The 22,476-nt window shown below is 76.6% G+C and carries 21 protein-coding genes; 15 read left to right on the forward strand and 6 right to left on the reverse strand.

The window, feature by feature from the left end:
• Positions 1 to 2 precede the first annotated feature (2 nt).
• The 6 genes from ACGF15_RS28430 to ACGF15_RS28455 all read right to left on the reverse strand — a co-directional run bounded on the left by ACGF15_RS28430 (position 3) and on the right by ACGF15_RS28455 (position 5,806).
• The gene (locus ACGF15_RS28430) at positions 3 to 827 is read right to left on the reverse strand and encodes a hypothetical protein (RefSeq protein ID WP_345608063.1); all 825 of its coding nucleotides are present in this window, start codon (positions 825 to 827) and stop codon (positions 3 to 5) included.
• On the reverse strand, positions 820 to 1,578 hold the full coding sequence (locus ACGF15_RS28435) for an ABC transporter permease (RefSeq protein WP_392803091.1): 759 nt from the start codon (positions 1,576 to 1,578) through the stop codon (positions 820 to 822). Before ACGF15_RS28435 ends, ACGF15_RS28430 begins: the two co-directional genes overlap by 8 nt.
• Positions 1,575 to 2,513 carry an ABC transporter ATP-binding protein gene (locus ACGF15_RS28440; RefSeq protein ID WP_345608059.1) on the reverse strand — a complete coding sequence of 313 codons (939 nt, stop codon included), beginning with the start codon at positions 2,511 to 2,513 and terminating at the stop codon, positions 1,575 to 1,577. Before ACGF15_RS28440 ends, ACGF15_RS28435 begins: the two co-directional genes overlap by 4 nt.
• A gap of 3 nt (positions 2,514 to 2,516) precedes the next feature.
• Complete coding sequence (locus ACGF15_RS28445; RefSeq protein ID WP_392803094.1) at positions 2,517 to 3,611, reverse strand: hypothetical protein; 1,095 nt, start codon at positions 3,609 to 3,611, stop codon at positions 2,517 to 2,519.
• 84 nt (positions 3,612 to 3,695) lie between these two features.
• The gene (locus tag ACGF15_RS28450) at positions 3,696 to 4,583 is read right to left on the reverse strand and encodes a hypothetical protein (protein WP_392803097.1); all 888 of its coding nucleotides are present in this window, start codon (positions 4,581 to 4,583) and stop codon (positions 3,696 to 3,698) included.
• Positions 4,580 to 5,806 carry a M16 family metallopeptidase gene (locus ACGF15_RS28455; RefSeq protein WP_392803100.1) on the reverse strand — a complete coding sequence of 409 codons (1,227 nt, stop codon included), beginning with the start codon at positions 5,804 to 5,806 and terminating at the stop codon, positions 4,580 to 4,582. The genes ACGF15_RS28450 and ACGF15_RS28455 overlap by 4 nt, the downstream gene beginning before the upstream one ends.
• Positions 5,807 to 6,277: 471 nt before the next feature.
• On the opposite strand from ACGF15_RS28455, the gene ACGF15_RS28460 reads away from it, so the two are divergent.
• The 15 genes from ACGF15_RS28460 to ACGF15_RS28530 are packed head-to-tail and all read left to right on the forward strand — an operon-like array spanning position 6,278 to position 22,436.
• Positions 6,278 to 7,177 (forward strand): hypothetical protein, encoded by a 900-nt coding sequence (locus ACGF15_RS28460; RefSeq protein WP_392803103.1) that lies wholly within the window; start codon positions 6,278 to 6,280, stop codon positions 7,175 to 7,177.
• Positions 7,174 to 8,790 (forward strand): amino acid--tRNA ligase-related protein, encoded by a 1,617-nt coding sequence (locus tag ACGF15_RS28465; RefSeq protein WP_392803106.1) that lies wholly within the window; start codon positions 7,174 to 7,176, stop codon positions 8,788 to 8,790. The genes ACGF15_RS28460 and ACGF15_RS28465 overlap by 4 nt, the downstream gene beginning before the upstream one ends.
• Positions 8,787 to 10,295: a fatty acid--CoA ligase family protein gene (locus ACGF15_RS28470; RefSeq protein ID WP_362607673.1), complete on the forward strand. Its 1,509-nt coding sequence runs from the start codon at positions 8,787 to 8,789 to the stop codon at positions 10,293 to 10,295. Before ACGF15_RS28465 ends, ACGF15_RS28470 begins: the two co-directional genes overlap by 4 nt.
• A complete protein-coding gene (locus ACGF15_RS28475; protein ID WP_392803109.1) occupies positions 10,292 to 11,131 on the forward strand; it encodes a sugar phosphate isomerase/epimerase family protein in 840 nt (279 codons plus the stop codon). Before ACGF15_RS28470 ends, ACGF15_RS28475 begins: the two co-directional genes overlap by 4 nt.
• On the forward strand, positions 11,128 to 12,555 hold the full coding sequence (locus ACGF15_RS28480) for a pentapeptide repeat-containing protein (protein ID WP_362607669.1): 1,428 nt from the start codon (positions 11,128 to 11,130) through the stop codon (positions 12,553 to 12,555). Before ACGF15_RS28475 ends, ACGF15_RS28480 begins: the two co-directional genes overlap by 4 nt.
• Positions 12,552 to 13,217, forward strand: coding sequence for a PIG-L deacetylase family protein (locus ACGF15_RS28485; RefSeq protein WP_362607667.1), 666 nt, complete (start codon positions 12,552 to 12,554; stop codon positions 13,215 to 13,217). Before ACGF15_RS28480 ends, ACGF15_RS28485 begins: the two co-directional genes overlap by 4 nt.
• Positions 13,218 to 13,250: 33 nt before the next feature.
• Positions 13,251 to 14,663 (forward strand): UDP binding domain-containing protein, encoded by a 1,413-nt coding sequence (locus ACGF15_RS28490; RefSeq protein ID WP_362607665.1) that lies wholly within the window; start codon positions 13,251 to 13,253, stop codon positions 14,661 to 14,663.
• The gene (locus ACGF15_RS28495) at positions 14,660 to 15,787 is read left to right on the forward strand and encodes an acyl-CoA dehydrogenase family protein (protein WP_362607663.1); all 1,128 of its coding nucleotides are present in this window, start codon (positions 14,660 to 14,662) and stop codon (positions 15,785 to 15,787) included. The genes ACGF15_RS28490 and ACGF15_RS28495 overlap by 4 nt, the downstream gene beginning before the upstream one ends.
• Complete coding sequence (locus tag ACGF15_RS28500) at positions 15,784 to 16,995, forward strand: pyridoxal phosphate-dependent aminotransferase (protein WP_345608034.1); 1,212 nt, start codon at positions 15,784 to 15,786, stop codon at positions 16,993 to 16,995. The genes ACGF15_RS28495 and ACGF15_RS28500 overlap by 4 nt, the downstream gene beginning before the upstream one ends.
• Complete coding sequence (locus ACGF15_RS28505) at positions 16,992 to 17,837, forward strand: YggS family pyridoxal phosphate-dependent enzyme (RefSeq protein WP_362607661.1); 846 nt, start codon at positions 16,992 to 16,994, stop codon at positions 17,835 to 17,837. Before ACGF15_RS28500 ends, ACGF15_RS28505 begins: the two co-directional genes overlap by 4 nt.
• Complete coding sequence (locus tag ACGF15_RS28510) at positions 17,834 to 18,604, forward strand: class I SAM-dependent methyltransferase (protein ID WP_362607659.1); 771 nt, start codon at positions 17,834 to 17,836, stop codon at positions 18,602 to 18,604. The genes ACGF15_RS28505 and ACGF15_RS28510 overlap by 4 nt, the downstream gene beginning before the upstream one ends.
• Complete coding sequence (locus ACGF15_RS28515) at positions 18,601 to 19,794, forward strand: methyltransferase domain-containing protein (RefSeq protein ID WP_345608027.1); 1,194 nt, start codon at positions 18,601 to 18,603, stop codon at positions 19,792 to 19,794. The genes ACGF15_RS28510 and ACGF15_RS28515 overlap by 4 nt, the downstream gene beginning before the upstream one ends.
• A 1-nt stretch (position 19,795) precedes the next feature.
• Complete coding sequence (locus tag ACGF15_RS28520; RefSeq protein ID WP_362607656.1) at positions 19,796 to 21,019, forward strand: DapH/DapD/GlmU-related protein; 1,224 nt, start codon at positions 19,796 to 19,798, stop codon at positions 21,017 to 21,019.
• The gene (locus ACGF15_RS28525) at positions 21,016 to 21,813 is read left to right on the forward strand and encodes an aspartate/glutamate racemase family protein (protein ID WP_392803117.1); all 798 of its coding nucleotides are present in this window, start codon (positions 21,016 to 21,018) and stop codon (positions 21,811 to 21,813) included. Before ACGF15_RS28520 ends, ACGF15_RS28525 begins: the two co-directional genes overlap by 4 nt.
• On the forward strand, positions 21,810 to 22,436 hold the full coding sequence (locus ACGF15_RS28530; protein ID WP_362614238.1) for a flavin reductase family protein: 627 nt from the start codon (positions 21,810 to 21,812) through the stop codon (positions 22,434 to 22,436). The genes ACGF15_RS28525 and ACGF15_RS28530 overlap by 4 nt, the downstream gene beginning before the upstream one ends.
• Positions 22,437 to 22,476 lie beyond the last annotated feature (40 nt).

Consider the following 22,476-nt stretch of genomic DNA (forward strand, 5'->3'; position numbering starts at 1 on the left):
CCTCAGCGCAGGCTGAGGGCGCCGGACCGGACGGTGTGCCGCAGGCCGCGGGTGAGCAGCAGGAAGCCGCCCGCGGCCCATCCCGCGAGGACGAGCGCCTCCTGGAGCACCAGGGTCACCGGCAGCGTGCCGTCCAGGGCCAACTGGCGTACGGCGGCCAGTCCGTGGCTCACCGGCAGCACGGCGGCGACCAGGGCAGGCGGCCCGCTGCTCGGTACGGGGGTGTTCACGCCGGCCACCAGCAGGAGCGTGATGGTCGTGGCGACGGTCAGGTACATCCGCCATTCGGGCTTGCGCAGCGCGATCCCGGACAGGCACAGGGCCAGGCAGTAGACGCCCAAGGTCATCAGGACGTTGACGCCCAGGATCGCGGGCAGGGCCGCCCAGTGGAGCGGGACGGGTAGCAGCAGGTGCACGGTCAGCAGGGCGACGGTCGAGGTCAGCAGGCCGTCGGTGACCCAGTGCAGGCCGCGCGAGGCCAGGGCGAGGAACGGCGGGGTGCGGCTGATCAGCAGGAACTGCAGCGTGCCCGAGCGGAGTTCGCCGACGGTGGAGGTGACCACGCCCAGGGCGCCCAGCGGGCCGAGGACGACGGCGTTGCCCAGGGCGAGGTGGCCCTGCTGCTCCGGGGAGCCCAGGAGCTGGCCGAGGTTGGCGAAGAAGAGCACCTGGCACAGCAGCCGGACCACCCAGCCGCCGAGCCAGGAGCGCCAGGTGAACATGGCCCGGTAGTCCTGGTACGCGGCGAGGGCCCCGTAGCCGACGAGGTGGAGCACGGCCCCCGCCGAGCGCCTGGTCAGCGGTGCCGGGGCGGGGCGGCTAGTCATGGAGGACCACCTTTCCGCTGCGTACGGAGGCCAGGACGCGGCGCAGCAGGTACGCGCCCAGCAGGGTCTGGGCCAGGATCAGGGCGCACAGCACCGCCAGGCGCAGTGCCAGGTGCGGGACCGGGCCGGCGGCAGCGTCGCGCAGCAGGTCGGTCCCCCAGGAGAGGAAGAACCCCTTGGCCAGGGAGTCGGCCGGGCCCGGCAGCCGGTCGACGGGCAGGATCAGGCCGCCCAGCAGGTAGAAGGGGTACGTCAGGGAGTTCTGCAGGGTGCGGGCCCCGCGGGCGGTGATCATCAGCGCGCTGACCAGCAGGGCGGCGCTGGCGCAGCCGGCGATCAGCAGGACGGTGACGGCCAGCGCGGTGACGGGGCTGCGCAGGGCCACGTCGAGGCCGAACACCCACCGGCCGATGAGGACGACCTCGAGCAGCACCGGCAGCGCGAGCAGGGTGGTGGTGAAGGTGCGCACGGCCAGGGCCAGGAGGTAGCGCTCCGGGGTGAGCAGCGACAGCTCCAGGGTGCCGTCGGACCGGTCGTCGCCGACGGTTTCGGCCGCGACGAACACCGCGTGGGACCACAGGCTCATGACGAACGCGGTGAGCGCGACGGTGGTGGCCAGGTCGGCGCGGTCGTGGCTGCGCAGGAAGTGGAAGAAGACCAGCGAGTACAGCGGGATCACGGCCAGGGTGGCGAGCATCCCCGGCGAGCGGACCAGGATCACGCCCTGGGCCCGCGCGGCGGCGGCGATCACAGGGTGAACTCCCGGTCCTCGATGACGGTCCGGTAGACCTCCGCGAGTCCCGGGGCGGCGACCGCGATGGACTCGGCGCGGGCCTGGGCGAGCAGCAGCAGGGCCTGGGCCAGGCTCTCGTCGTCGGCCGGGCGGGCCGTGAGGTTGCCCTCGGCATCGGTGGTGGCACTGCCGGGGAGTGCGGCGATGCGTGCGGCGGTGTCGGCCTTCACGCCCTCGGCGGTCAGGGTGCGGGGGGCGCGCAGGCCGGCGAGGAGTTCGGTGGCGGAGCCGATCCGCAGGATGCGGCCGTGGTCGATCAGGGCGACGCGGGAGCACAGGGCCTGTGCCTCCTGCATGTCGTGGGTGGTCAGGACGATGGTCGTGCCGTTGCTTCGCAGGGTGCGGACCAGGGCGCGGAAGCCGGCGCCGGCGTGCGGGTCCATGCCGTTGGTCGGCTCGTCCATGACCAGGACGTCCGGCTCGCCGAGCAGTGCGCGGGCCAGGTGGACGCGCTGGACCATGCCGCGGGAGAAGGTCTCGACCCGGTCGTCGGCGCGCGCGGCCAGGCCCAGGAGTTCGAGGACCTCTTCGGTGCGCCGGCGCACGGCCCGGGGGTCCAGGCCCTGGAGGGCGGCCCAGTAGCGCAGGTTCTGGCGGGCGGTCAGGCGGCCGTACAGGCCCCGGTCGCCGCCGAGCACCAGGCCGATGCGGCGGCGCACCTCGCGCGGGCGCTCCACGACGTCGAAGCCGGCCACCCGGGCGGTGCCCGAGGTGGGGACGAGCAGGGTGGTGAGGATCCGGGAGAGGGTTGTCTTGCCCGCGCCGTTGGGCCCGAGCAGGCCGAGCACCTCGCCCTGGCCGACCTCGAGGCCGACGTGGTCGAGGGCCGTGACCTGGTGGCCCCGACGGGCCCGGAAGGTGCGGGTCAGCCCTTCGACTTCGATGACGGCCACGGCTCAGGCCTCCTGTCGGGGGGCGGGCCGCAGCGGCCAGGGGGCCAGCGCGGCCAGCCGTTCCAGGGCGTCGGCGTGCAGGGCGGGGTCGACCAGCTCGCCGGGGACGAGCAGGAAGTCGCCGACCGGTGTGCGGCTGATGGCTCCCTCGCTCCAGCGGTGTTCGGTGCTGCGGTGGCCTTCGCCGCGGCGCAGCGGTGAGGTCAGCTGCATGCCGTAGAGGCGGCGGGCGGGGGCGGGCTGCGTCCCGGTGCGGCGGCGCAGCTCTGCCTCGGCCGGGCCGCGCAGTCCCGCCACCAGTTCGTCGGGGACGGCGGTGGCCAGCGGGGGCGTGGCGCGCACGCGCTCGCACAGGGCGAGCAGTTCGGGGGCGAGGGCGAACCGCTCGGCGGCGGCGGCCAGTTCCCGGGGGTCCGGGGCGGCGGGTGAGGTCATGACGCAGACCAGGTCGAGGACGTCCTTGACGGTGTAGGGGCGCTGGAAGCGCTCCTCGGCCAGGGAGAGGACATCGGCGAGGACCTGGTCGCCGGGCAGCGCAGCGCGCAGCGGGACGCCTTCGCCGTCGCCGGCGAAGGCGAAGGTGGTCACCTCGAGGCCGTGGTCGGGGTCGAGCAGCGGGTCCTCGCCGGGCCACCACAGGCCGGCGTAGAGGTGGGGCCGTCCCCGGTCGTCGAGGTGGGTGAGTTCGGCCTCGTCGCTGTCGTGGTGGTCCAGGGCGAGGGCCAGGACCTGCCACAGGGCGGTTTCGGAGGGTACGACGACGTCGAGGTCGCCCAGGGCGCGCAGGGTGCCTTCGGGGTAGTGGCGGGCCAGCGACGGTCCCTTGACGACGCGGGCGCCGGGCACGCGGGCGGTCTCCTCGGCCAGCCGGCGGTAGGTCGCCGCGCGCCGGTGCATGCGGGCGAGTTCGTCGCGGGCGCCGGTGCCCATGGGGGTGCCCTCGCGCTCGGCCAGGGACAGGATCAGCGGGGCCAGGACGCCCCGCACCTGGCGGGCGGCCTGGAGCAGGCGCCGGACGGGGAGTGCGGTGTCGACCTCCAGCAGCTCGTGGAGGAGGCCGAGAGTGAGCGGGAAGTCGGAGCGGTGGTCCGCTGTCATACGAGGACTCCTCGGAGCCGGGTGGTCAGGGGCGGCGGCCGTGGCGGGCCGCGGGGCGCCGGAGGTCGGCCCCCGGCGCGGTGGTCAGGGGCGGGGGGCGTGCGCGTAGCCGTGGGTCGGGGTCCAGCCCTGGCGGCGCAGGGCGGCCACGACCCGGGCGGCGCGTTCGCGGCCCGCGGCGTCGACGGGATGGGTGACGTTGCCGATCAGCGGCCTGCCCAGGGCGGCGGCGGTCGCGGCGCAGGCCGCCACCAGGTGTGCGGTCGCGGCCCGGCGCAGTGCGTCGTCCTCGACGAGGATGTCCACCAGGTCCACGAACTCGGTGCCGCTGACGTCGTCGTGGGCGTCGGTCAGGACGGTGGCGTGCCCGATCGCCGCGGGCGCGCCGGGGTGCCGTACCAGGTAGGAGCGCCGGTCGGGGGCGTCGAGCAGGCCCCGGACGGCTTCGTCGGTGCCCGCGTCCGTGACGGTGCGGCCGCGGTCGGCACCGGCGTGGCGGATCGCCCGTTCGAGCCACGCTCCGACGGCGGCGTCGTCCGATGCGCCGGCCTCGGTCAGGCGCAGGGCTACGGGGGCCGCCCCGGGCGGCGGCCCCGGGGTGTGGCGCAGATAGCTGAGCAGGGGGTGGAGTCCGGGCGGCGCGGGCAGGTGCGCAGGGACGCGCACGACGGCGGAGGTGCAGCCTGGGTGGCGCCGGAAGAGGGCTTCGAGCAGCTTCGGCGCCCGGGCCAGGAGCGCCGGGTCGGCGTGCTCCACCAGGAGTTGCCGTTCCCCGCTGACCGGTTCGACGTACTCTCCCGCCACCACCGGCAGGCCGTCGACGCGGTCGAGCAGGCCGGCCTCGTCCGCGGCCCGCAGGTAGCGGTCGTCGACGCCGAAGGCCGGCGGCGGGCCGCCGGGTGGCGGAGTGCCTTCGGCTCCGGGCGCATGACCGCTGCCGGAGGGCGGCGGGCCGCCGGGGGCCGGGCTCACTTCGGCTCCGGGCGGACGACCGCGATCAGGGAGGCGCCGAGGTCGGCGGCGGCCCGGGCGACATCGGCGGCCGTCACGGCGGCGAGCGCCTCGATCTCCTCCTCCGCGTCCCAGACCCGGTCGTGCAGGATGCGCCGGGTGGCGGTGGCGATGGCCCGGTCCAGCGGCGCCTCGGCCTCCCGGACCGCCTCGACCGTCGCCCGGCGGACGGCCGCCGCGAGGTCCTGCTCGCGGGGCCCGTCCTCGGCGACGGTGCGCAGCACGTCGCGGAAGGCGGCGAGCAGCCGGGGGGCGTTGTCCGGCTCGCAGCCGGCGAGCATCCGCCAGGCCCCGGAGTCGCTGTAGTTGCGCGACCAGGAGCGGAACGCGTAGGCCAGGGCCTCCTGGTTGCGGATCCTGGCGTAGAGCGGGGAGGCGGGGCTGCCGCCCAGGAGGTGCGCGAGGACGGTGTGGGCGTGCCGGCGGGGGTCGCCGGCGTGCGGTGCGCGACCGCCGGCCAGCAGCCAGCAGAAGGAGTCGGGCCACTGCTCGACGTCCTGCGGGACGGGCGGGGCGGGGATGCCGCCGAGCGAGCCGCAGTGGGGGTCGGGGAGCGGGTGGCCGGCCTGGCGGCCGAGGCCGCCGCGCTCGAGCGCCTCGCGCAGGGTGCCCTCGGGCAGGCCGCCGGCGGCGGCCACGGCGATCGGGGCGGTGCGCAACGCGAGGGCGTGCGCCGAGCGCAGCGAGTCGAGTGTGAGCCCGGAGACGGACGCGGGGCGCCCGCCGACCGGCGAGCCCAGCGGGTGTCCTTCGAAGAGCCGGGCGAAGAAGGCGTCCTGGACGGCGTCCGCGTCGTCGGAGTCGGCGGCGGCGAGTTCCTGGAGGACCACGTCGCGTTCGCCCTCGAAGTCGGCCCGGTCCCACTGGGGATCGAGCACGGCGCGGCAGATCCACTCGGCGACGTCGGCCGCGTCCTCGGTGAGCACCTGGGCGTGGATGACCAGGGATTCGGGGCCGGTGGTGGCGTTGCAGTCGCCGCCGCGGTCCTCGATGCGCTCGCTGAGCGAGGGCCCGTTCCCCAGGGGCGTGGACATCAGGAGGTGTTCGAGCAGGTGGGCGGCGCCGCCCAGGCCGGGCGGGTCGTGGCGGGCGCCGAATCCGAGCGCGACGCACAGGCTGGTGGTGCGCAGGGACGGGTCGTGGTGCACGACCACGGGGACGTCGGGCGTCGGTGAGGGGGTCATGTTTTTCCCGTCGTGCGAAAAGGGCGGGGAGACAGGCAGGGGTGCCGCCGGACGGTAATTCCGACGGCACCCCTCACAGGTAAGGCCGATTACTTGCCCGTGCGGACGTTGACCTTGTCGAGACGCGGACGCATGGAGACGACGTGGTTGCGGTTCATGATGAACTCCTCTGAGAGAAATGGTGATTCGAAATGTTCCGGCCGGGGCGTTCTCCCCGGCGGCACATCAACAATCTGACCGGCCGGACCTCACTCTGTCAATAATTCCGGGCATCACGAAAATGCGGATCACGTGATTGCGCCACCGAATTCGAGTTCCCTTTTCAGCGCCCCGCGCCGGCACGTGCCGCGCCCATTCGTTGATGTACGGAAAGAGAATTCGGCGGCATCATCGGAATCCGTTGTCCGCCGTTCCCGCGTTCGGCCGGGTCAGGACGTCCCGCGTACGTGTACTCCCCCAAAGGAGAGCCAAGTGTCGAGCACCCACTCCCTGTTGCTGATCAAACCGGACGGGGTGGAGCGGCAGCTCCAGCAGGCGGTCGTCGAGGCGGCCGAGGAGGCCGGCCTCACCGTCGTGTGCCGGCACCGGCTGCTGCTCGGCGAGGAGGAGATCGTCCGGGCCTGGGCGGACACCCGGCGCAGCGAGCACCCGCTGGAGCACCTGTCGCTGGACTTCTGGTACGGCGGGCGGCCGATGGAGGTGCTGCTGGTGCGCGGCCCGGACGCCTTCACCCGCGCGAACCGGGCCAAGTCCGCGGTGCGGGCCGCCTACCGGCTGGGGCCCTTCGGGAACGTCGTGCACGCCCCCGACCACACCGGGGAGTTCGAGCTCCAGCTGTCCGTGTTCGCCGGCGACTGCCCGACCTGCGCCGGAACGCTCTCCACCGACTTCGGCGACTACGGCGACGTGCCCCAGGCCTACCCGCCCGGCGCGCTGCTGCCCGCCGCCTGGCGCGACATCGGGCGGCTGCGGGAGCTGGCGCAGCCGATGTGGGAGGACCCGGCGTCCTGCTTCTGGCGTCCGACCTACCCGCAGCCCTACCGGTCGGGGGAGTCGGCGGGGGCGCAGGACCACGCGGTGTACATCGCCGCCTCCCCGAACCAGCTCTCCTTCGACAACCTGGTGGGGGCGATGCTGACGGCACTGCCGGGCATCGGCTTCCCGCACGCGCTGGAGCTGATCGTCTCGGCCCTGCACCACCAGGACTTCACGCTGGCCGTGGGCACGCTGGCCGAGTGCGAGCGCTACCGGGACGCGCTGATGGCGCAGGGCCTGAACACCCCCGTCCGTACGCTCGCCCAGGACGCGGTGCGCCGCCGCGAGCAGATCCGTACGGGCGCCACGGTGGGGACCTCCGGGGCGGCGGCATGAGCGGCCAGCTGGCCGACCGGCGGGCCAAGCGCGCGGCGCTGCTGGCGGCGGGGGTCGACCCGTACCCGCCGGCCCGGACCGTCGACGCCCGCGTCGCGGACCTGCGGCAGCGCTACGGCGTGCTGCCGCCAAGCACCCGGACCGGCGTGGTGGTGAGCGTGGCCGGCCGGATCGTGCGCCGCCGCGAGCACCGGGCCGTCGCCTTCGCCACCCTGCGCGACGGGGCCGAGGAGATCCAGGTGCTGCTGGCCGGGGACCGGGCCGGTGCCGACGGCCCGCGGGCCGCCTGGCGCGAACGCACCGACCTGGGGGACCTGGTGGTGGTCGACGGGGAGCTGGTGACCACCGGCAGCGGCGCCCTGGCCGTGTCCGTGCGGCACTTCACGCTGGCGGCGAAGGCGCTGCGGCCGCTGCCGGGCCGGCCCGGCAGCGCGGCGGGGGCGCCGGACGGCCGGAGCGCCGCGCACCGCGACCGCTACCGGCAGATGCTGCTGGACCCCGCCGAGACGGCGCGCGCGCAGGCCCGGGGCGCGGCGCTGCGGGCGCTGCGGGAGGGCCTGTACGGGCGGGGGTTCACCGAGGCCGACACGCCGCTGCTGCACCCCCTGCCCAGCGGCACGGCCCGCCCGTTCACCGCCCGCATGAACGCCTGGGGCCTGCCGCTGCACCTGCGGGGCACCGCCGAGATGTACCTCAAGCGGCTGGTGGTCGGCGGGCTGGACCGGGTCTTCGAGATCGGCCGGGCCTTCCGGAACGAGGGCGCCGACGCGCTGCACTTCCCGGAGTTCACCGTCTGCGAGGCCTACGCGGTGCACAGCGACTACCGGGACGCCGCCGCGCTGGCCGAGGCCCTGGTGACCGCCGTCGCGCGCGCCCTGGCCGGGCCGGGGACCCCTCCTGCGGACATCGCCCGGAAGCGGTTCCACGACCTGCTCGGCGCGGCCCTCGGCACGCCGGTCGACACCTCGACCCCCTGTCGGGAGCTGGCGGCCCACGCCGCGCGGCACGGCATCGCGGTGCCGGCCGGGACCGGCCCCGGCGCCCTGGCGCACCTGCTCTACCGCAAGCTGGCCGAACCCCTCATCGAGCGGCCGACGTTCGTCTTCGACTTCCCGGCCGAGGGGGCGATCCTGGCCCGCCCGCACCGCGCGGACGCGGCCCTCGTCGAGACGTGGACGCTGGTGATCGGCGGGCTGGACGTCGGCCAGGGCTGCACCGAGCTGACCGATCCGGTGGAGCAGCGGCGCCGGTTCGCCGACCAGGCCGCAGCCCGGGCGGCGCAGGGCCTGGACGCCACCGTCCTCGACGAGGGCTTCCTGGCCGCCTTGGAGCACGGCCTGCCGCCCCTGGGCGGCCTGGTGCTGGGGGTGGACCGGCTGATCACGGCGCTGCGCGGCACCGGACGGCTGCGCGACCACCAGTGCCACCCCGTCGCCCGCCCCGGACCCGCGCCCGGCGGGGCACCCGACCCGGACCGGTCCGGATCCGCACCGGGAACACCCGGCCGACCCGGGACCGTACGCGGCACACCCGCCGCGCCGGCCCGATCCGCACCCCCGCCCGACGCGCCCGCCCCGACCCTCCCCCGACTCCAGGAAGGAGCAGCACCGTGATCACCGACCACGAGCGGCTCGACGCGCTGCTGGCCGGCGCCTGCGACCGGTTCGCGGACCGGCCCGCCCTGACCGGGGGCGGCCGCACCCTCACCTACGCCGCCCTGGCGGACGAGGCCGCCCGGTCGCGCGCCGCACTGGCGGCGGCCGGGCACCGCGCCGCCGGGCCCGTCGTCGTCCGGGTCGGCAACGACCCCGCCGACCTAGCCGCCCAACTGGCGGTCTGGCAGGCCCGGGGCGTGGTCGTCCCGGTGCACCGGAGCTCGCCGGACGCGGTGCTGCGCGAGACCGCCGAACGCACCGGCGCCCGGCTGGTCCTGGACGGCACGCGGCCCGCCGGCGACCTCGTCCGGACGACCGGGGCCGCGTCGGCGCCCGCCCCGCGCGAACTCGACGCGCGGCAGGCGCTGGTGGCGTTCACCTCCGGGACCACCGGCCGGCCCAAGGGCGTCGTCCTCTCGCACCGGGCGCTGGCCGGCAAGCTGCGCGCCATCCAGCAGGTGCTGCCGTTCCGCCCCGACGACCAGGCCCTCCAAGTCCTCCAGCTCAACTTCACCTTCGGGCAGTGGACCTCGCTGCTCACCCTGGCCACCGGCGGCACCCTGCACCTGCTGCCCCGCTTCCACGCGCCGGCCGTGCTGGCGCGGCTCGCCACCGGGCGGACCGACCGGATCGCGGTGGTGCCCAGCATGCTGCGGCTGGTCGACCGGGAACTGAGCACGCCTGACTCCGGTCCGCGGCTGCGGGACGCGCTGCGGGCGTCCGGCGGGCCCGGCACCTGGATCACCGGCGGGGAGCCGCTGCCGGCCGGGCTGGGCCGGCGGCTGCGGGCCGCGCTGCCCGGCTCGGGCATCGCCGACGTCTACGGCCTGAGCGAGACCTCGACCTCCGACTTCGTCCTCCCCCCCGACCGCTACGACACGGCGGCGGGCACCATCGGCCGGCCCGGCCCGGGCGTGGAGTTCCGCATCGCCGCCGGGGACGGCCCGCCGCTCCCCGCCGTCCCCGGCACGACCGGCGAACTGTGCCTGCGCACCCCGTACCTGATGACCGGGTACCTGGACGACCCGGCGGCCACCGGGGCCGCGGTGGACGGCGGCTGGCTGCGCACCGGCGACCTGGCCGTGGTCCGGCCCGCCGACGGCATGGTGGAGCTGGTCGGCCGCCGCAGGCAGCTGATCTCCCGCGGCGGCGTCAAGATCGCCCCGCTGGAGGTGGAGCGGCCCTACGCCGACCACCCGGGCACCGCGGGCTGCCTGGCCGTCGGGGTGCCGGACCCGATGCTCGGCGAGCGCGTCCACCTGGTGTGCGTGCCCGCGCCCGGCGCCGACCCCACCGAGGAGGAGCTGCGGGCCCACGGCCGACTGCACCTGGAGCCGTACCACGTGCCCGAACGCGTCCACTTCGTCTCGGAGCTGCCCCTGGGCCGGACCGGCAAGACCGACCGGGCGGCCGCCGCGCGGCTGGCCGCGGACGCCACGGACCGGACGGAGGCGGCCGGGTGACCCTGCTCGGCGTCTCCACCGCCGCGCTCGCCGACCGGGACGACTTCGCGGCGCTGCTCGCCTACCGGCCCGACCTGGTCGAGTTCTACGGCTACCCCGGCTCGGCGCTGCCCCGGATCGCACGGTTCTGCGCCCGGCACGGCATCCGGCCGGCCCTGCACACCCCCGTCCCGTACGAAGGCGCCGCCGCACCCCGGCGGTTCGCGCCCACCGGCCCGGATCCGCGGGAGGCGGCGGCGGCCCTGCGGATGACGGCGGCCACCGTGCGCTGCGCGGCGGACCTGGGCGCCCTCCACGTCGTCGTGCACTTCCCGAGCCCCTACCCGCCGTACCCGCAGGACGGGTTCGAGCAGGCCGGACAGGACTTCCTGGCCGCCACCGCCGCCCTGGCACGGGAGCACGGGGTGAGCGTGCTGGTCGAGAACCTCTCCGCCCACCCGCTGCTGCGCACCCCGCGGCAGTACCACCGGGCGCTGGCCGGCCACCCGGAGCTGGGCCTGTGCCTCGACCTCGGGCACGCCCACCTGCTGGGCCCGCAGCACGCGGCGCCCGCCGGCTTCGCCGACCTCTTCGGGACCCGGGTCCGCAGCATGCACGTCTACGAGACCACCGCCGCCCGCTACCCGCGCCACGGGCACGAGCCCGCCAACCGCGGCGGCACCCCGGCCGGGGGCTTCCTGGGCCTGCCCGCGCTCCTGCCCGGCCTGCTGCGCCGCACCCGGCCGGCGGCGCTGGTCATGGAGCACGAGCCGGTCCCGCCCGGCACCGAGCCGGCCGTCGCCGACTGGCTCCGCGAACTGATCCACCACCACGACGACGCAGGAGCGATCGCATGAGCAACAGCACGCACACGGGTCTGCTGACCCGCCTCGCCGGGACCACCGGCACCGACCGCACCACGCTGCTCAAGGAGCTGTCGGAGACCACCCAGCACCTGATCGACACCACCGGCCGCGGCCTGGACCTCACCGAGGCCGACCTCACCGGCCTCGACCTGAGCGGGGCCGACCTGCGCCGCGCGACCCTGAACCGGGCCGTGCTGCACAGCACCCGGCTGGTCTCGGCCGACCTGTCCGAAGTCACCATGGTCTGCCCCGGCATGGAGCGCACCGACCTCCGGGGCGCCAGCCTGCGCTCGGCGTACGTGCACGCGCTGGCGGCGCAGACCTGCGCCTTCGACGGCGCGGACCTCACCGGCCTGCGGGACGCCACCGGCACGCTCTTCCACGGGTGCAGCATGCGCGGCGCCCACCTCGACGGCGCCCACCTGGCGGGCTCCTTCTTCTACCAGTGCGACCTGTCGGACGGCTCCGCGCGGGCCGCCAACCTCCAGGGCGCCCTGGTCAACGAGTGCCTGCTGGACCACGCCGCCCTCGACGGCGCCCTGGTCGACCAGCTCACCGTCACCAAGTCCTCCCTGCACGAGACCTCGCTGCGCGGCGCGAGCGGCGAGGGGCTGGTCCTCCAGCGCCCGACCGCCGCGGACGGGCTGGTGCTGGCCGGGGCGTCGCTGCCGAGGCTGCGGCTGTCCGAGGTCCGGGCCGACGGGCTCGAGGCCGCCGGACTGGCCGCCCGCGACGCCGACTTCACCGAGACCGTGCTGACCGGCTCCGACCTGACCCGGGCCGACCTCAGCGGCGCCCGGATCAGCCGCTGCGACCTGCCCGGCGCGCTGCTGGCCGAGGCCCACCTGACAGGCGGGTCGGTGGCCTCCAGCAGCCTGCGGGGCGCGGTGCTGCGCGGCGGGCACGGCGAGAACCTGCACCTCGTCGAGAGCGACCTGAGCGGCGCCGACCTGGCCGGCTTCACCGGCCGCTGCCTGAGCGCCCGCGACGTCCGGCTCACCGGGGCCGACCTGCGCGGCGCCAACCTCTACCGGGCCATGCTCACCGGCGACCCGCCGCGCGCCATGAGCCTGCGCGGCGCCGTGCTGGAGAACGCCACCCTGGTCCAGGCGTACCTCGCCGCCGACCTGCGGGACGCGGACCTGCGGGGCGCGAACTGCGCGTACAGCCGCTTCAGCCAGTCGGACCTGAGCGGGGCCAAGCTGACCGGCGCCGGGATGTACCAGTCGACCTGGGTCAAGGTCCCGGTCCGCGGCGCCGACCTGACCGGGGTGCGCGCCCCGGTGTTCGCCGACCGCTGCCCGGGCCTGCACGAGGCCCTGGAGCGGGCGGGCGGCCCTGCCGCGGCAGAGTTCAGCTCCTTCCTGGGGCGCTTCGAGGCCGCGCTCGCCGCCGGCCGCAAGGGCTCGACGTGACCCGCGTCCTGATCGTCGCGGCCCACCCCGACGACGCCGAACTCGCCCTGGGCGGCACCATCGCCCGCCTCACCGACGGCGGGGCGCAGGTGACGGTGGCCCTGTTCACCGTCTCCGAGACGGCCGACGGTGCCGACCGCGGGCGCCGCCGGCGGCGCGTCGCCGCCGCCGAGGCCGCCGCCGAGGTCCTGGGGCACCGGCTGCACTGGCTCGGCGACGGCCGCTACGACCAGGTCGAGGACCTGCCGGAGTACCGGGCGGTCGCTCTGGTCGACGACTTGGTGGCGCGGACCGACCCCGACACCGTCATCAGCCACTGGGACGGCGACTCGCACGGCGACCATGTCCGAGTGGCCCGGGCGGTCGTCGCCTCCTCCCGCCGCTGGCCGCACGCCGCGCTGGCGCAGTTCGGCCCCAACGAGCACCGCACCGTGCGGCACGCGCAGTTCGTGCCCCAGCTCTACGTTCCCACCGCCGACCAGCTCGCCCGCAAGGCGAGGGCGCTGGCCTGCTACCGCTACCCCGGGCAGGGGTTCCGCCCTCTGGACCCCGGCACGGTCGAGCTGTTCGACCGGGCGCGGGGGGCCGCCGTGGGGCTGGACGCGGCCGAAGGGCTGCGCCTCGTACGCCATCGCCTCACCCCCGGCCGTCCGCTCCTCTGAGCGCCCGGTCCTTCCCACCGAAGGAGTCACGCCGTGACATCACTGACCACCGAGCCGACCCGGGCCGCGACCGAACCGGCCGCCGGACCCGCCGGACCCGCCGGACCCGCCTTCCCGGCCACCCGCCACGACCACCGGGCCGAGCTGGTCGCCGGGCGCGCCGCGGCCTGCGTCTGGGGCCTGGGCCACATCGGGTGGTCCACCGTCGAGGCGCTGCGCGCCGAGGGCGTGGCCGTCGTCGGCTACGACGTCGACCCCGCCCGGGCCGAGCAGCGCGGCGCCGACGCGGCCGGACCGGCCGGGCCTGCCGCGCGGGTGACCTCGGACCGGGCCCGCGCCCTGGCCGAGGACGTCGCCGTGCACTTCGTCGCGGTGCCCACCGAACGCGAGGCGGAGCCCTGCTCCGGGGCGCTGGTCGAGGTGTTCGCCGCGATCGTCGCGGACACCGCCGCCCGGCGGCCGGAGCGCCCCCCGCTGGTGATCGTCGAGTCGACGCTGACCCCGGGGACGGTCGAGGAGCTGCTGCTCCCGATCGCCACCTCGGCCGGCCTGGAGCCGGACACCGACCTGCTGCTCGCGCTGGCCCCGCGCCGCGACTGGTTCCTCGCCGAGGGCTACGGGCTGCGCGACCTGGACCGGATCTACTGCGGCGTGGGGGCGCGCTCCGCCGACGCGGCCCGGGACGTGCTGGGGCTCATGTGCGACACCCTGCACCGGGCGCCCAGCCACGTCGAGGGCGAGCTGGTCAAGTGCGTCGAGAACGCCTACCGGCACGTGGAGATCACCCTCGCCAACCAGCTGAGCCTGGCGTACACGCACGTGGACATGGTGGAGGTGCTGCGACTGGCGGGCACCAAGTGGAACATCGGGACCTTCCACCCGAGCTTCGGCACCGGCGGCTACTGCATCCCGCTCTCCAGCCGCTACCTGCTGCGGGGCGCCGCCGACGCCACCCGGCTGTCGCTGCTCAGCGAGGCGGTGGACACCGACACGCGGATGCGCGGCCTGGTCGCGGAGGCGGTCGCACCGCACGGCCGGGTGCTGGTCCTGGGACTCGCCTACAAGGGCGGCATCAAGGTCGCCACGCTCAGCCCCGCCGTCGCCATCGCAGAGGAACTGCGGCGGCTGGGAACGGAGTTCAGCGTGTACGACCCGATGTACAGCGCCGCCGAGATCGACGCGCTGCTCGGGCCCGGCACGGCCGCCACCGACCTGGCCGCGGCCGTCCGGGAGGCGTCCACCGTCCTGGTCGTCCCCGACCACCCGGAGTTCCGCGGCGAGCCGTACCTCTCGCTGCTCGACGAGCCGCGCGAGCGGCCGCTGCTGATCCTGGACAACCACGGGGTCTGGGAGGACCGCGACTGGCCCGGCCACGTCGCCTACCGCCGGGCCGGCGGGACCTCCTGGCTGGACGTGCCCGCGCCCGCCGCGGCGGACGCCCGATGACCGCCCCCGCCGCGTACCTCCGGCCGGACGCAGCCCGTCACGCGGACGCGGCCCGCGACCCGGTGGTGGTGCGTGTCCGCGCGGTGGCCCGCGAGCTGCTCGCCCCGGCCGCCGCCGCGACCGCCGCGGGCCGCGTCCCGCGCTCCCACCTCGACGCCCTGGGTGCGGCCGGCGCCCTGGGCACCGCCGTCCACCGGCCTGCCGCCCCGGTCACCCCCGCGCAGGTCCAGCGCGAGGTGTCCGAGACGATCGCCGCCGCGGACGGCTCGACCTGGTGCGTCTGGGCCCAGCACCACCACCCGATGCGCGAGGTGGCGGGCAGCGCCGACCCCGCGGTTCGCGAGCGCTGGGCCGGACCGATGGCGGCGGGCCGGGTGCTGGCCGCGGGCGCGAGTTCCCATCTGCGCCGGTCGGGCCCGCCAGCCGTCACCGCCGTCCGCGACGGCCGGGGCTGGCGGCTGCACGGCCGGCTGGCCTGGCTGTCCGGCTGGGGGATCGCGGACGTGGTCCTGGTGGGCGCGGTCACCTGCGACGACCGGGTCCTGTTCGCCCTGCTGGACTGCGACGAGCGGGCCGGGATCGGCGAGGTCCGCCCGCAGCGGCTGTGGGGCATGGCGGCGACCAGCACGGTGTCGGCGCGACTGGACGGCACCGCCGTCGCGCCCGACCGGGTGGTCGCCCTGCACCCGGGCACCGCGTGGCGCCGCGCCGACGCCGAGCGCCGCCCGAACGTCAACCCCGGTGTGTTCGGCACCATCGCCGCCGCCACCGCCTGCCTGACCGACGCCGCGCAGAGCGCCGAGTACCGCGAACTGGGCCTGCGCACCGCCGCCGAGGCGGACGCGCTGCGGGCTGCCGCGTACCGGCTGATGGACGAGGTGCCGCCGCACGAGGCCGCCGAGGAGCGCCTCGCCGTCCGGGCGGCCGCCCTGGAGCTGGCCTGCCGGGCCGCCGCCGCCTGCGTCGCGGCCGGCGGCGGGGCCAGCGCCGCCGCCGGTTCGCCGCCGGCCCGGCTGTTGGCGGAGGCCTCCTTCCACCTCGTGCAGGCGCAGACCCGGGAGAGCCGTACCGCCACCGGCGCCCGGATGCTCGCCGTCGCCGACGCGGTCCGGAGCGCACGGTGAGCGGCCCGGGGCGCCCGCACCGGGTCCGGCTCGCCGACACCGGCCCCAACGTCTTCACGGAGATGTCCGAACGCGCCGCCCGGCACGGCGCGGTCAACCTCGGGCAGGGCTTCCCGGACACCCCGGGGCCCGAGCCGGTCGTCGCCTCCGCGATCGCCGCCCTGCGCGCCGGCCACCACCAGTACCCGCCGGTGCCCGGCCTGCCGGAGCTGCGCCGCGCCGTCGCCGACCACCAGCGCACCTGGTACGGGATCGACCTGGACCCGGCCCGGGAGGTCGTGGTGACCACCGGGGCGTCCGAGGCGCTGGCGGCCGCCCTGCTGGCGCTGACCGGCCCCGGGGACGAGGTCGTCGTCCTCGAGCCGTACTACGACGCGTACGCGGCCTGCGTCGCGCTGGCCGGGGCCGCGCTGGTGCCCGTCCGGCTCGACCCGCCCGGCTTCACCCTGGACCCGGCCGCGCTGCGGCGCGCCGTGACGCCGCGGACGAAGGTCCTGCTGGTCAACTCCCCGCACAACCCGACCGGGACGGTGCTGCCGCCCGCGGTGCTGCGGGAGGTCGCCGAGCTCGCCCGGGCCCACGACCTGCTCGTCGTCTCCGACGAGGTCTACGAGCACCTGGTGTACGAGGGGCCGCCGCACCAGCCGCTGGCCGCCCTGCCCGGCATGGCGGAGCGGACGCTGACGATCGGTTCGGCCGGCAAGACCTTCTCCTTCACCGGCTGGAAGGTCGGCTGGGCCACGGGCCCCCGCGACCTGGTCGAGCCCGTCACGGCGGTCAAGCAGTACCTGTCGTTCGCCTCCGGGACGCCCTTCCAGCACGCGGTCGCGGACGCCCTGCGGCTGCCCGCCGGCCACTTCACCGGGCTGCGCGACTCGCTGCGGCGCCGCCGGGACCTGCTGGCCGCCGGCCTGGAGGCGGCCGGCCTGCGCGCGCACACCCCGCGCGGCACGTACTTCGTGACCGCCGACATCCGCCCGCTGGGCGAGCGGGACGGCCTGGAGTTCTGCCGCGCCCTGCCCGCCCGTTGCGGTGTCGCGGCCATCCCCCACCAGGTCTTCCACACCGATCCGGAGCCGGGCCGCCCGTTCGTCCGGTTCACGTTCTGCAAGCAGGAGGCCGTGCTCGAGGAAGCGGTGCGCAGGCTCGCCACCCTCTCCCAGCGCCGCCCGACAGCCACCCCCCGAACGGAAGGGACGCACCCGTGACCACGACGGCCGCCCACCCCACCGCCCTCCCGGCCGCCGCGCGCCGGGCCGAACTCGAAGCCGCGCTCGGCGCCGTGACCGCCCGCGTCGCGGCGGCGGCCGCCGCCTGCGGGCGCGACCCGCGCGGGATCACACTGGTCGCCGTCACCAAGACCCGGCCCGCCGCGGACGCCCGGCTGCTGCACGCGCTCGGCGTCCGGCACCTGGGCGAGAACCACGACCGTGAAGCGGCCGCCAAGGCCGCCGACCTGGCCGACCTGGCCGGCCACCCCGAGCCGCCGCAGTGGCACTTCGTCGGTTCGCTCCAGCGCAACAAGGCCGCCTCGGTGGCGCGTTACGCCTCGCTCGTGCACTCGGTGGACCGTCCCGCGCTGGTGGCGGCGCTGTCCCGGGGCGCCCTGAACGCCGGCCGTACCCTGCCCTGCCTGCTCCAGGTGAGCCTGGACGGCGACCCGCGCCGCGGCGGTGTGCCGGCCGACGGGCTCGCCGCCCTGGCCGACGCGGTCGCGGACGCCCCGGGCCTGCGGCTGGCCGGGGTCATGGCGGTCGCCCCGCTCGGCGGACCGGCCGACGCGGCCTTCGACCGGCTGGCCGCACTCGCCGCCCGGCTGCGCGCCGACCACCCGCGGGCCACCGCCGTGTCGGCCGGTATGAGCGGGGACCTGGAGACGGCCGTCGCGGCGGGTGCGACCCACGTGCGGATCGGCTCCGCCCTGCTGGGTGGCCGGGCGTACCCGGCCCGGGGCGGGACACCGCCGGGCGCAACGGACCCGGAGGCGTACGGTCCGGCGGGCGCACGGACGACGGGAACGCACGCGACGCCGCTCGGCGGTGCCGCATGAGCGCCTCGCCGCAGCCGCCGCCGCAGCCGCCGCTGGCCCGCATCGGCCTGCCGGCCGCCGGCACCGGGACCCGGCCCCTGGACCTGCGCTACCTGGAACGCCCGCCCGCCGAGCACGAGCGCCCCTACTTCCCCTTCGTCGCGGACCGCCTGCGCGGGGTCCTGGACCGGCCGGGCGCCTCCGTCCTCGACATCGGCTGCGCCAACGGCGCCTTCCTGCACCACCTCGCGGACCGCTGCCCGCACGCCGCTCTGTCCGGGGTCGACGCGCTGCCCGCGCTGGTCGAGCACGCCGCCCGGCACGTACCCGGGGCCGACTTCTCCGTCGGCGACGTGTGCCGTGCCCGGACCCTGCCCGGGCGGCAGTACAGCGCGGTCACGATGCTCACCCTGCACAGCCACTTCGACTCCCTCGATCCATGGCTGGACCACGTCCTGCACCTGGTCGAACCGGGCGGGCGGGCCCTGTTGTTCGGCACCTTCAACCCCTTCCCCGTCGACGTGCTGGTCCGGCTGCGCCAGGCCGGCGGCGCCGAGGACAGCGGCTGGATCCCCGGCTGGAACATCCACTCCCGCGCCGCGTTCGCGGACCGGCTCGCCGCCCGCGGACTGCGCCACCGCTTCCACGACTACGAGCCGCCGGCGGACGTCCCGCGCTCGCCCGACGACCCGCTGAGCACCCGCCGCGCGACCCTGGACGGCGCGACCGTGCTGACCAACGGCGCCGGGGTGCTGCTGCCGTTCGCCCTGTTGGAGGTGTTCGTATGAGCGCGCGCCGCCCCGCCCGGCCGCTGGCCGAGCCGCTGCGCGCCCTGCTCCGCAGCCCGGTGACCGGGGATCCGCTCACCTGGGCCGGGCCGCACCTGCTGACCGACGGCACAACGCTGTGGCCCTGCCCGGACGGCATCCCGTACCTGCGCACCGGGCGCGACGGGCTGCGGGCGCGGGCCGTCGACGCCCTCCGGGCGGGCGAGGTGGACCGGGCCCTGGCCCTGCTGCTGTGCGACCGCAAGGACGACACGGTCCCGCCTGCCGACCCCGCCGCGGCCCTCGCGGCGGCCACCGGCGCCACGACCGCCGCGGCGGCCATGGCCGGCCTCGGATACGGCGGCCTGGCCCCGTACTTCCTGCACCGCTGGTGCCAGCCGACGTACCTCAGCGGCCTGGCCCTGCTGGACGCGCACGCCCCGACCGGCAGCACCCTCTTCGAGATCGCCTGCGGAGCCGGGCACTTCCTGCGCACCTGGACGGAGCGGTCCGGCCCGGCCATCGGCTCCGACCTGGTCTTCTCCCACCTGTGGATCGCCAGGACCTTCTGCGCCCCCGACTCGGACCTGGTCTGCTTCGACGCGGACGGCCCCTTCCCGCTCGCCGACGGCGCCGCCGGGGCGGCCCTGAGCCACGACAGCTTCCACTACTTCCGCGACAAGCGGCACGTGCTGGCGGAGCTGCTGCGTGTCAGCGGCACCGGCCCGGTCCTGCTGGGCCACGTCCACGACGCCGGGCACGCCAACTTCTCGCCGGGGCTGCCGCTGACCGCCGACGGCTACCGGGAACTGCTCGCGCCGGACCACTGCTACGACGACGAGGCGCTGACGGAGGCGGCGCTGCGGGGGCGGACGGTCGTACCGGCGGACCGCGGGCGCCCGCAGGGCGCTGCGGCACTGGCCTTCGTCCGCCGGGCGACCGGGGCGCCGGGCACCCCCGGACGGCTCACCGCTCCCCTGCCCGGACGCCCCCTGCGCGTCAACCCGCTGCTGACCGACGACGGACCCCGCTGGCCCGACGAGCAGTTCGCCCGCGAGTTCGCGGACGGCTGGCCCTACCTGCGGGAACTCTCCCGTCCGCCCCGCGCCACCGTGGCCGCCGCCCGCGCCGGGCGGGCCGGTTCCGATCCCGACGTCGACCGCGCCGCCCGGCGGCGGGCCCTGGTCGACCTTCCCGAAAGCTGGCTCTGACATGACCACCCTCGACGACCTCCCCGCCCTGCCGCCCGTGGACCCCTGGCAGTTGCCGCGCTCCTGCCGCACCGGGCCGGGCGTACGGATCCGCGCCGGCCGCCTGACCGTCGGCGAGAACGTCACCATCGGCGCCGGTGCCACCCTCGTGGGCGACGACGTCGCACTCGGCGACGGCACCGTCATCGGCCCGGACTGCGACCTGCGGGCCGGCACGCTGACCCTGGGCCCGGGCAGCGAACTGGGCCCGCGGGTGCGCGTCCTGGCCGCGGAGCGGTTCGCGGTCGGCGGCGCCGCCCGGATCGGCCCCGACGCCCAGGTCCTGTGCCGGGAGTTCACCGCCGGCCGGCTGCTGTACTTCGGCGACGGCGCGCGGGTCGGCTACGGCGGCACCACCACCTCGACGTCCCGGGTCCGGATCGGCGACCGGGTCACGGTCGGCCAGCACACCATCCTCAACGCGAACCACGAGATCAGCCTGGGCGACGGCGTCGGCACCGGCTCCTACCTGGCGGTGTGGACGCACGGCTACCACTTCGGCCACGGCCCCCTCGACGGCACCGAGCCCGCGTACGCCCCGGTGCACGTCGCGCGGGACGTCTGGCTCGGCTACCACGTGACCCTGCTGCCGGGCGCCCACGTCGGGGAGGGGACGATTGTGGCGGCCGGATCCGTCGTCACCGCCCCGCTCCCGGCGGGCATCCTGGCCGGCGGCGTCCCCGCCCGGGTCAAGCGGGAGCTCCACCTCGGGCCGGTGGCCGACGACCGGGCCCGTGACGCCGTCCTCGGCGTGCTGGCCGGCTGGCGCACCGAACTCCAATGGAAGGGCTGCACGGTCGACGCCTGCGAAGGCTCCCCGGGGACCGGAGCCTCATCGGGGACGCTCGAAGGCTCCGCGGGGACCCTGACCGTCGCCCTCGCGGACGGCGCGCACCGCACCCGGGTCGTCCTCCTCGCCCCGGACGCCCCCTGGCCCGCCGACCCGCCGCCCGGCGAGGCGCTCGCGGTGCTCTCGCTGGGCGATCGCCCCGACCGGCGGCCGCGTCCCGGCGACCCCGTCGCCCTCTTCGAACTGCGCTCCGGACGGCTCTCCGGCCACGCCTCGCCCGTCGTCGAGGACCTGCGCGACCGACTGCGGCGGCACGCCATGCCCTGCGGGGACGACCGCTGCTTCAGCTCGATCGAGCCGGCGGCCTTCGCCCGCCTGAAGGAGGCCGCGGAATGACCGCCACCGACGGACCCGCAGTGATCGGCCTGCTCGGCGGGATGAGCTGGCCGTCCACCCTCACGTACTACCGCGCCCTCAACGAAGGCGTCGGGAGGGCCCTGGGCGGCTCGCACTCCGCCCGGGTGGTCATCTGGTCGCAGGACTACGCCGAGGTGGAGCGCCGCCAGCTCGCCGGGGACTGGGACGGGGCCGGGGCACTGCTCGCCGCGGGCGCCCGCCGGCTCGAGGCGGCCGGCGCGGACCTGGTCGCCATCGCCTGCAACACCATGCACCGGGTCTCCGGGGCCGTGCGTGCCGCCTGCGACCTGCCCCTGGTCGACATCGTCGAGGTGACGGCCGAGGCCGCCCGGCGACGCGGCGTCTCCCGGGCGGCGGTCCTGGGCACCCGGTTCACCGCGCGGGGCGCCCTGTTCGACGGCGCACTGGCCGCCCGGGGCGTCGAGCCGGTCCTGCCCGGGCCGGCCGACCAGGCACTGATCGACCACATCATCTACGACGAGCTGTGCCGGGGCACCGTCAGGGACGCCGCGGCGGCCGCCTTCACGGACCTGCGGGAGCGGCTGCGGAACGAGGGCGTGGACGGCGTCATCCTCGCGTGCACCGAACTCGGCCTGCTCGTCCCAGCCGCCGAGCGCGGCTCGCCCGCGGTGCTCGACACCGCGGAGGTCCACGTCGAGGCGCTGGTCGCGGCGTCGCTGGGGGACCGGGCGGGGGGCCCGGCGCACGTGTCCGGCGCGCGGCCGGCGGTGGCGGCGATCGCCGCCACCGCACCGACGGGGTACGGCACATGAGCGCCTGGAGCCCGGCCGGGCCGCCGACGGCCCCCGTCGGCCGGACCACCCCCGCCGCCCGTGTCGCCGCGCCCTCCGACGCCGTACCCGGACGGCCTGACGGGACCGAGCCGCCAGAGTACGGGGACCCGGTCGCGGCCCGCACGGCACTGCGCCGGCTCACCTCCGCGGTGACCGTCCTGACCGTCGACGGCGGCGAAGGCGACCGGCACGGCACCACCGCCAGCTCGGTGGTCGCGATCTCCAGGGAGCCGCTGGTCCTCGGAGTGGCACTGCGCCCGGGGTCCGCCTTCGTCCGCCTGGTGCTGCGCACCGGCACCTTCTCCGTGAACGTGCTGGCCGCCGGGCAGGGCGAGGACGCCCGGCGGTTCGCGGACCCCGGACGGTCGCCGGGCGACGCCCAGTTCGCGCGCGTGGCCTGGAGAGCGGACCCGCTCAGCGGCGCCCCCCTGCTCGACGGCGCGCTCGCGCACCTGTCCTGCCGGGTGGTCGACCGCCGCCCGGTCGGCGACCACGACCTGCTGCTGGCCGAGGTCACCGGCGGCGCCCCGGCCCCCGGCGCCCCGCTCCTCGGCTTCTCGGGCCGGCTGCACACCGCCGGGGGCTTGCGGCCGGTGCTCTGATCGGGCTGGCGGAGCCGGCGGCGTGCGGCGATCTGGAGCC

Origin of the sequence: Streptomyces sp. NPDC048001 (genome assembly GCF_043203115.1) — a bacterium.
GTDB lineage: Bacteria > Actinomycetota > Actinomycetes > Streptomycetales > Streptomycetaceae > Streptomyces > Streptomyces sanyensis.

What these genes read in the sequence shown, in the direction of transcription:
- ACGF15_RS28445 (WP_392803094.1), bottom strand. Translation starts at nt 3,611, where the DNA reads ATGACAGCGGACCACCGCTCCGACTTCCCGCTCACTCTCGGCCTCCTC.
- ACGF15_RS28465 (WP_392803106.1), top strand. Translation starts at nt 7,174, where the DNA reads ATGAGCGGCCAGCTGGCCGACCGGCGGGCCAAGCGCGCGGCGCTGCTG.
- ACGF15_RS28515 (WP_345608027.1), top strand. Translation starts at nt 18,601, where the DNA reads ATGAGCGCGCGCCGCCCCGCCCGGCCGCTGGCCGAGCCGCTGCGCGCC.
- ACGF15_RS28480 (WP_362607669.1), top strand. Translation starts at nt 11,128, where the DNA reads ATGAGCAACAGCACGCACACGGGTCTGCTGACCCGCCTCGCCGGGACC.
- ACGF15_RS28495 (WP_362607663.1), top strand. Translation starts at nt 14,660, where the DNA reads ATGACCGCCCCCGCCGCGTACCTCCGGCCGGACGCAGCCCGTCACGCG.
- ACGF15_RS28520 (WP_362607656.1), top strand. Translation starts at nt 19,796, where the DNA reads ATGACCACCCTCGACGACCTCCCCGCCCTGCCGCCCGTGGACCCCTGG.
- ACGF15_RS28510 (WP_362607659.1), top strand. Translation starts at nt 17,834, where the DNA reads ATGAGCGCCTCGCCGCAGCCGCCGCCGCAGCCGCCGCTGGCCCGCATC.
- ACGF15_RS28430 (WP_345608063.1), bottom strand. Translation starts at nt 827, where the DNA reads ATGACTAGCCGCCCCGCCCCGGCACCGCTGACCAGGCGCTCGGCGGGG.
- ACGF15_RS28530 (WP_362614238.1), top strand. Translation starts at nt 21,810, where the DNA reads ATGAGCGCCTGGAGCCCGGCCGGGCCGCCGACGGCCCCCGTCGGCCGG.
- ACGF15_RS28455 (WP_392803100.1), bottom strand. Translation starts at nt 5,806, where the DNA reads ATGACCCCCTCACCGACGCCCGACGTCCCCGTGGTCGTGCACCACGAC.
- ACGF15_RS28525 (WP_392803117.1), top strand. Translation starts at nt 21,016, where the DNA reads ATGACCGCCACCGACGGACCCGCAGTGATCGGCCTGCTCGGCGGGATG.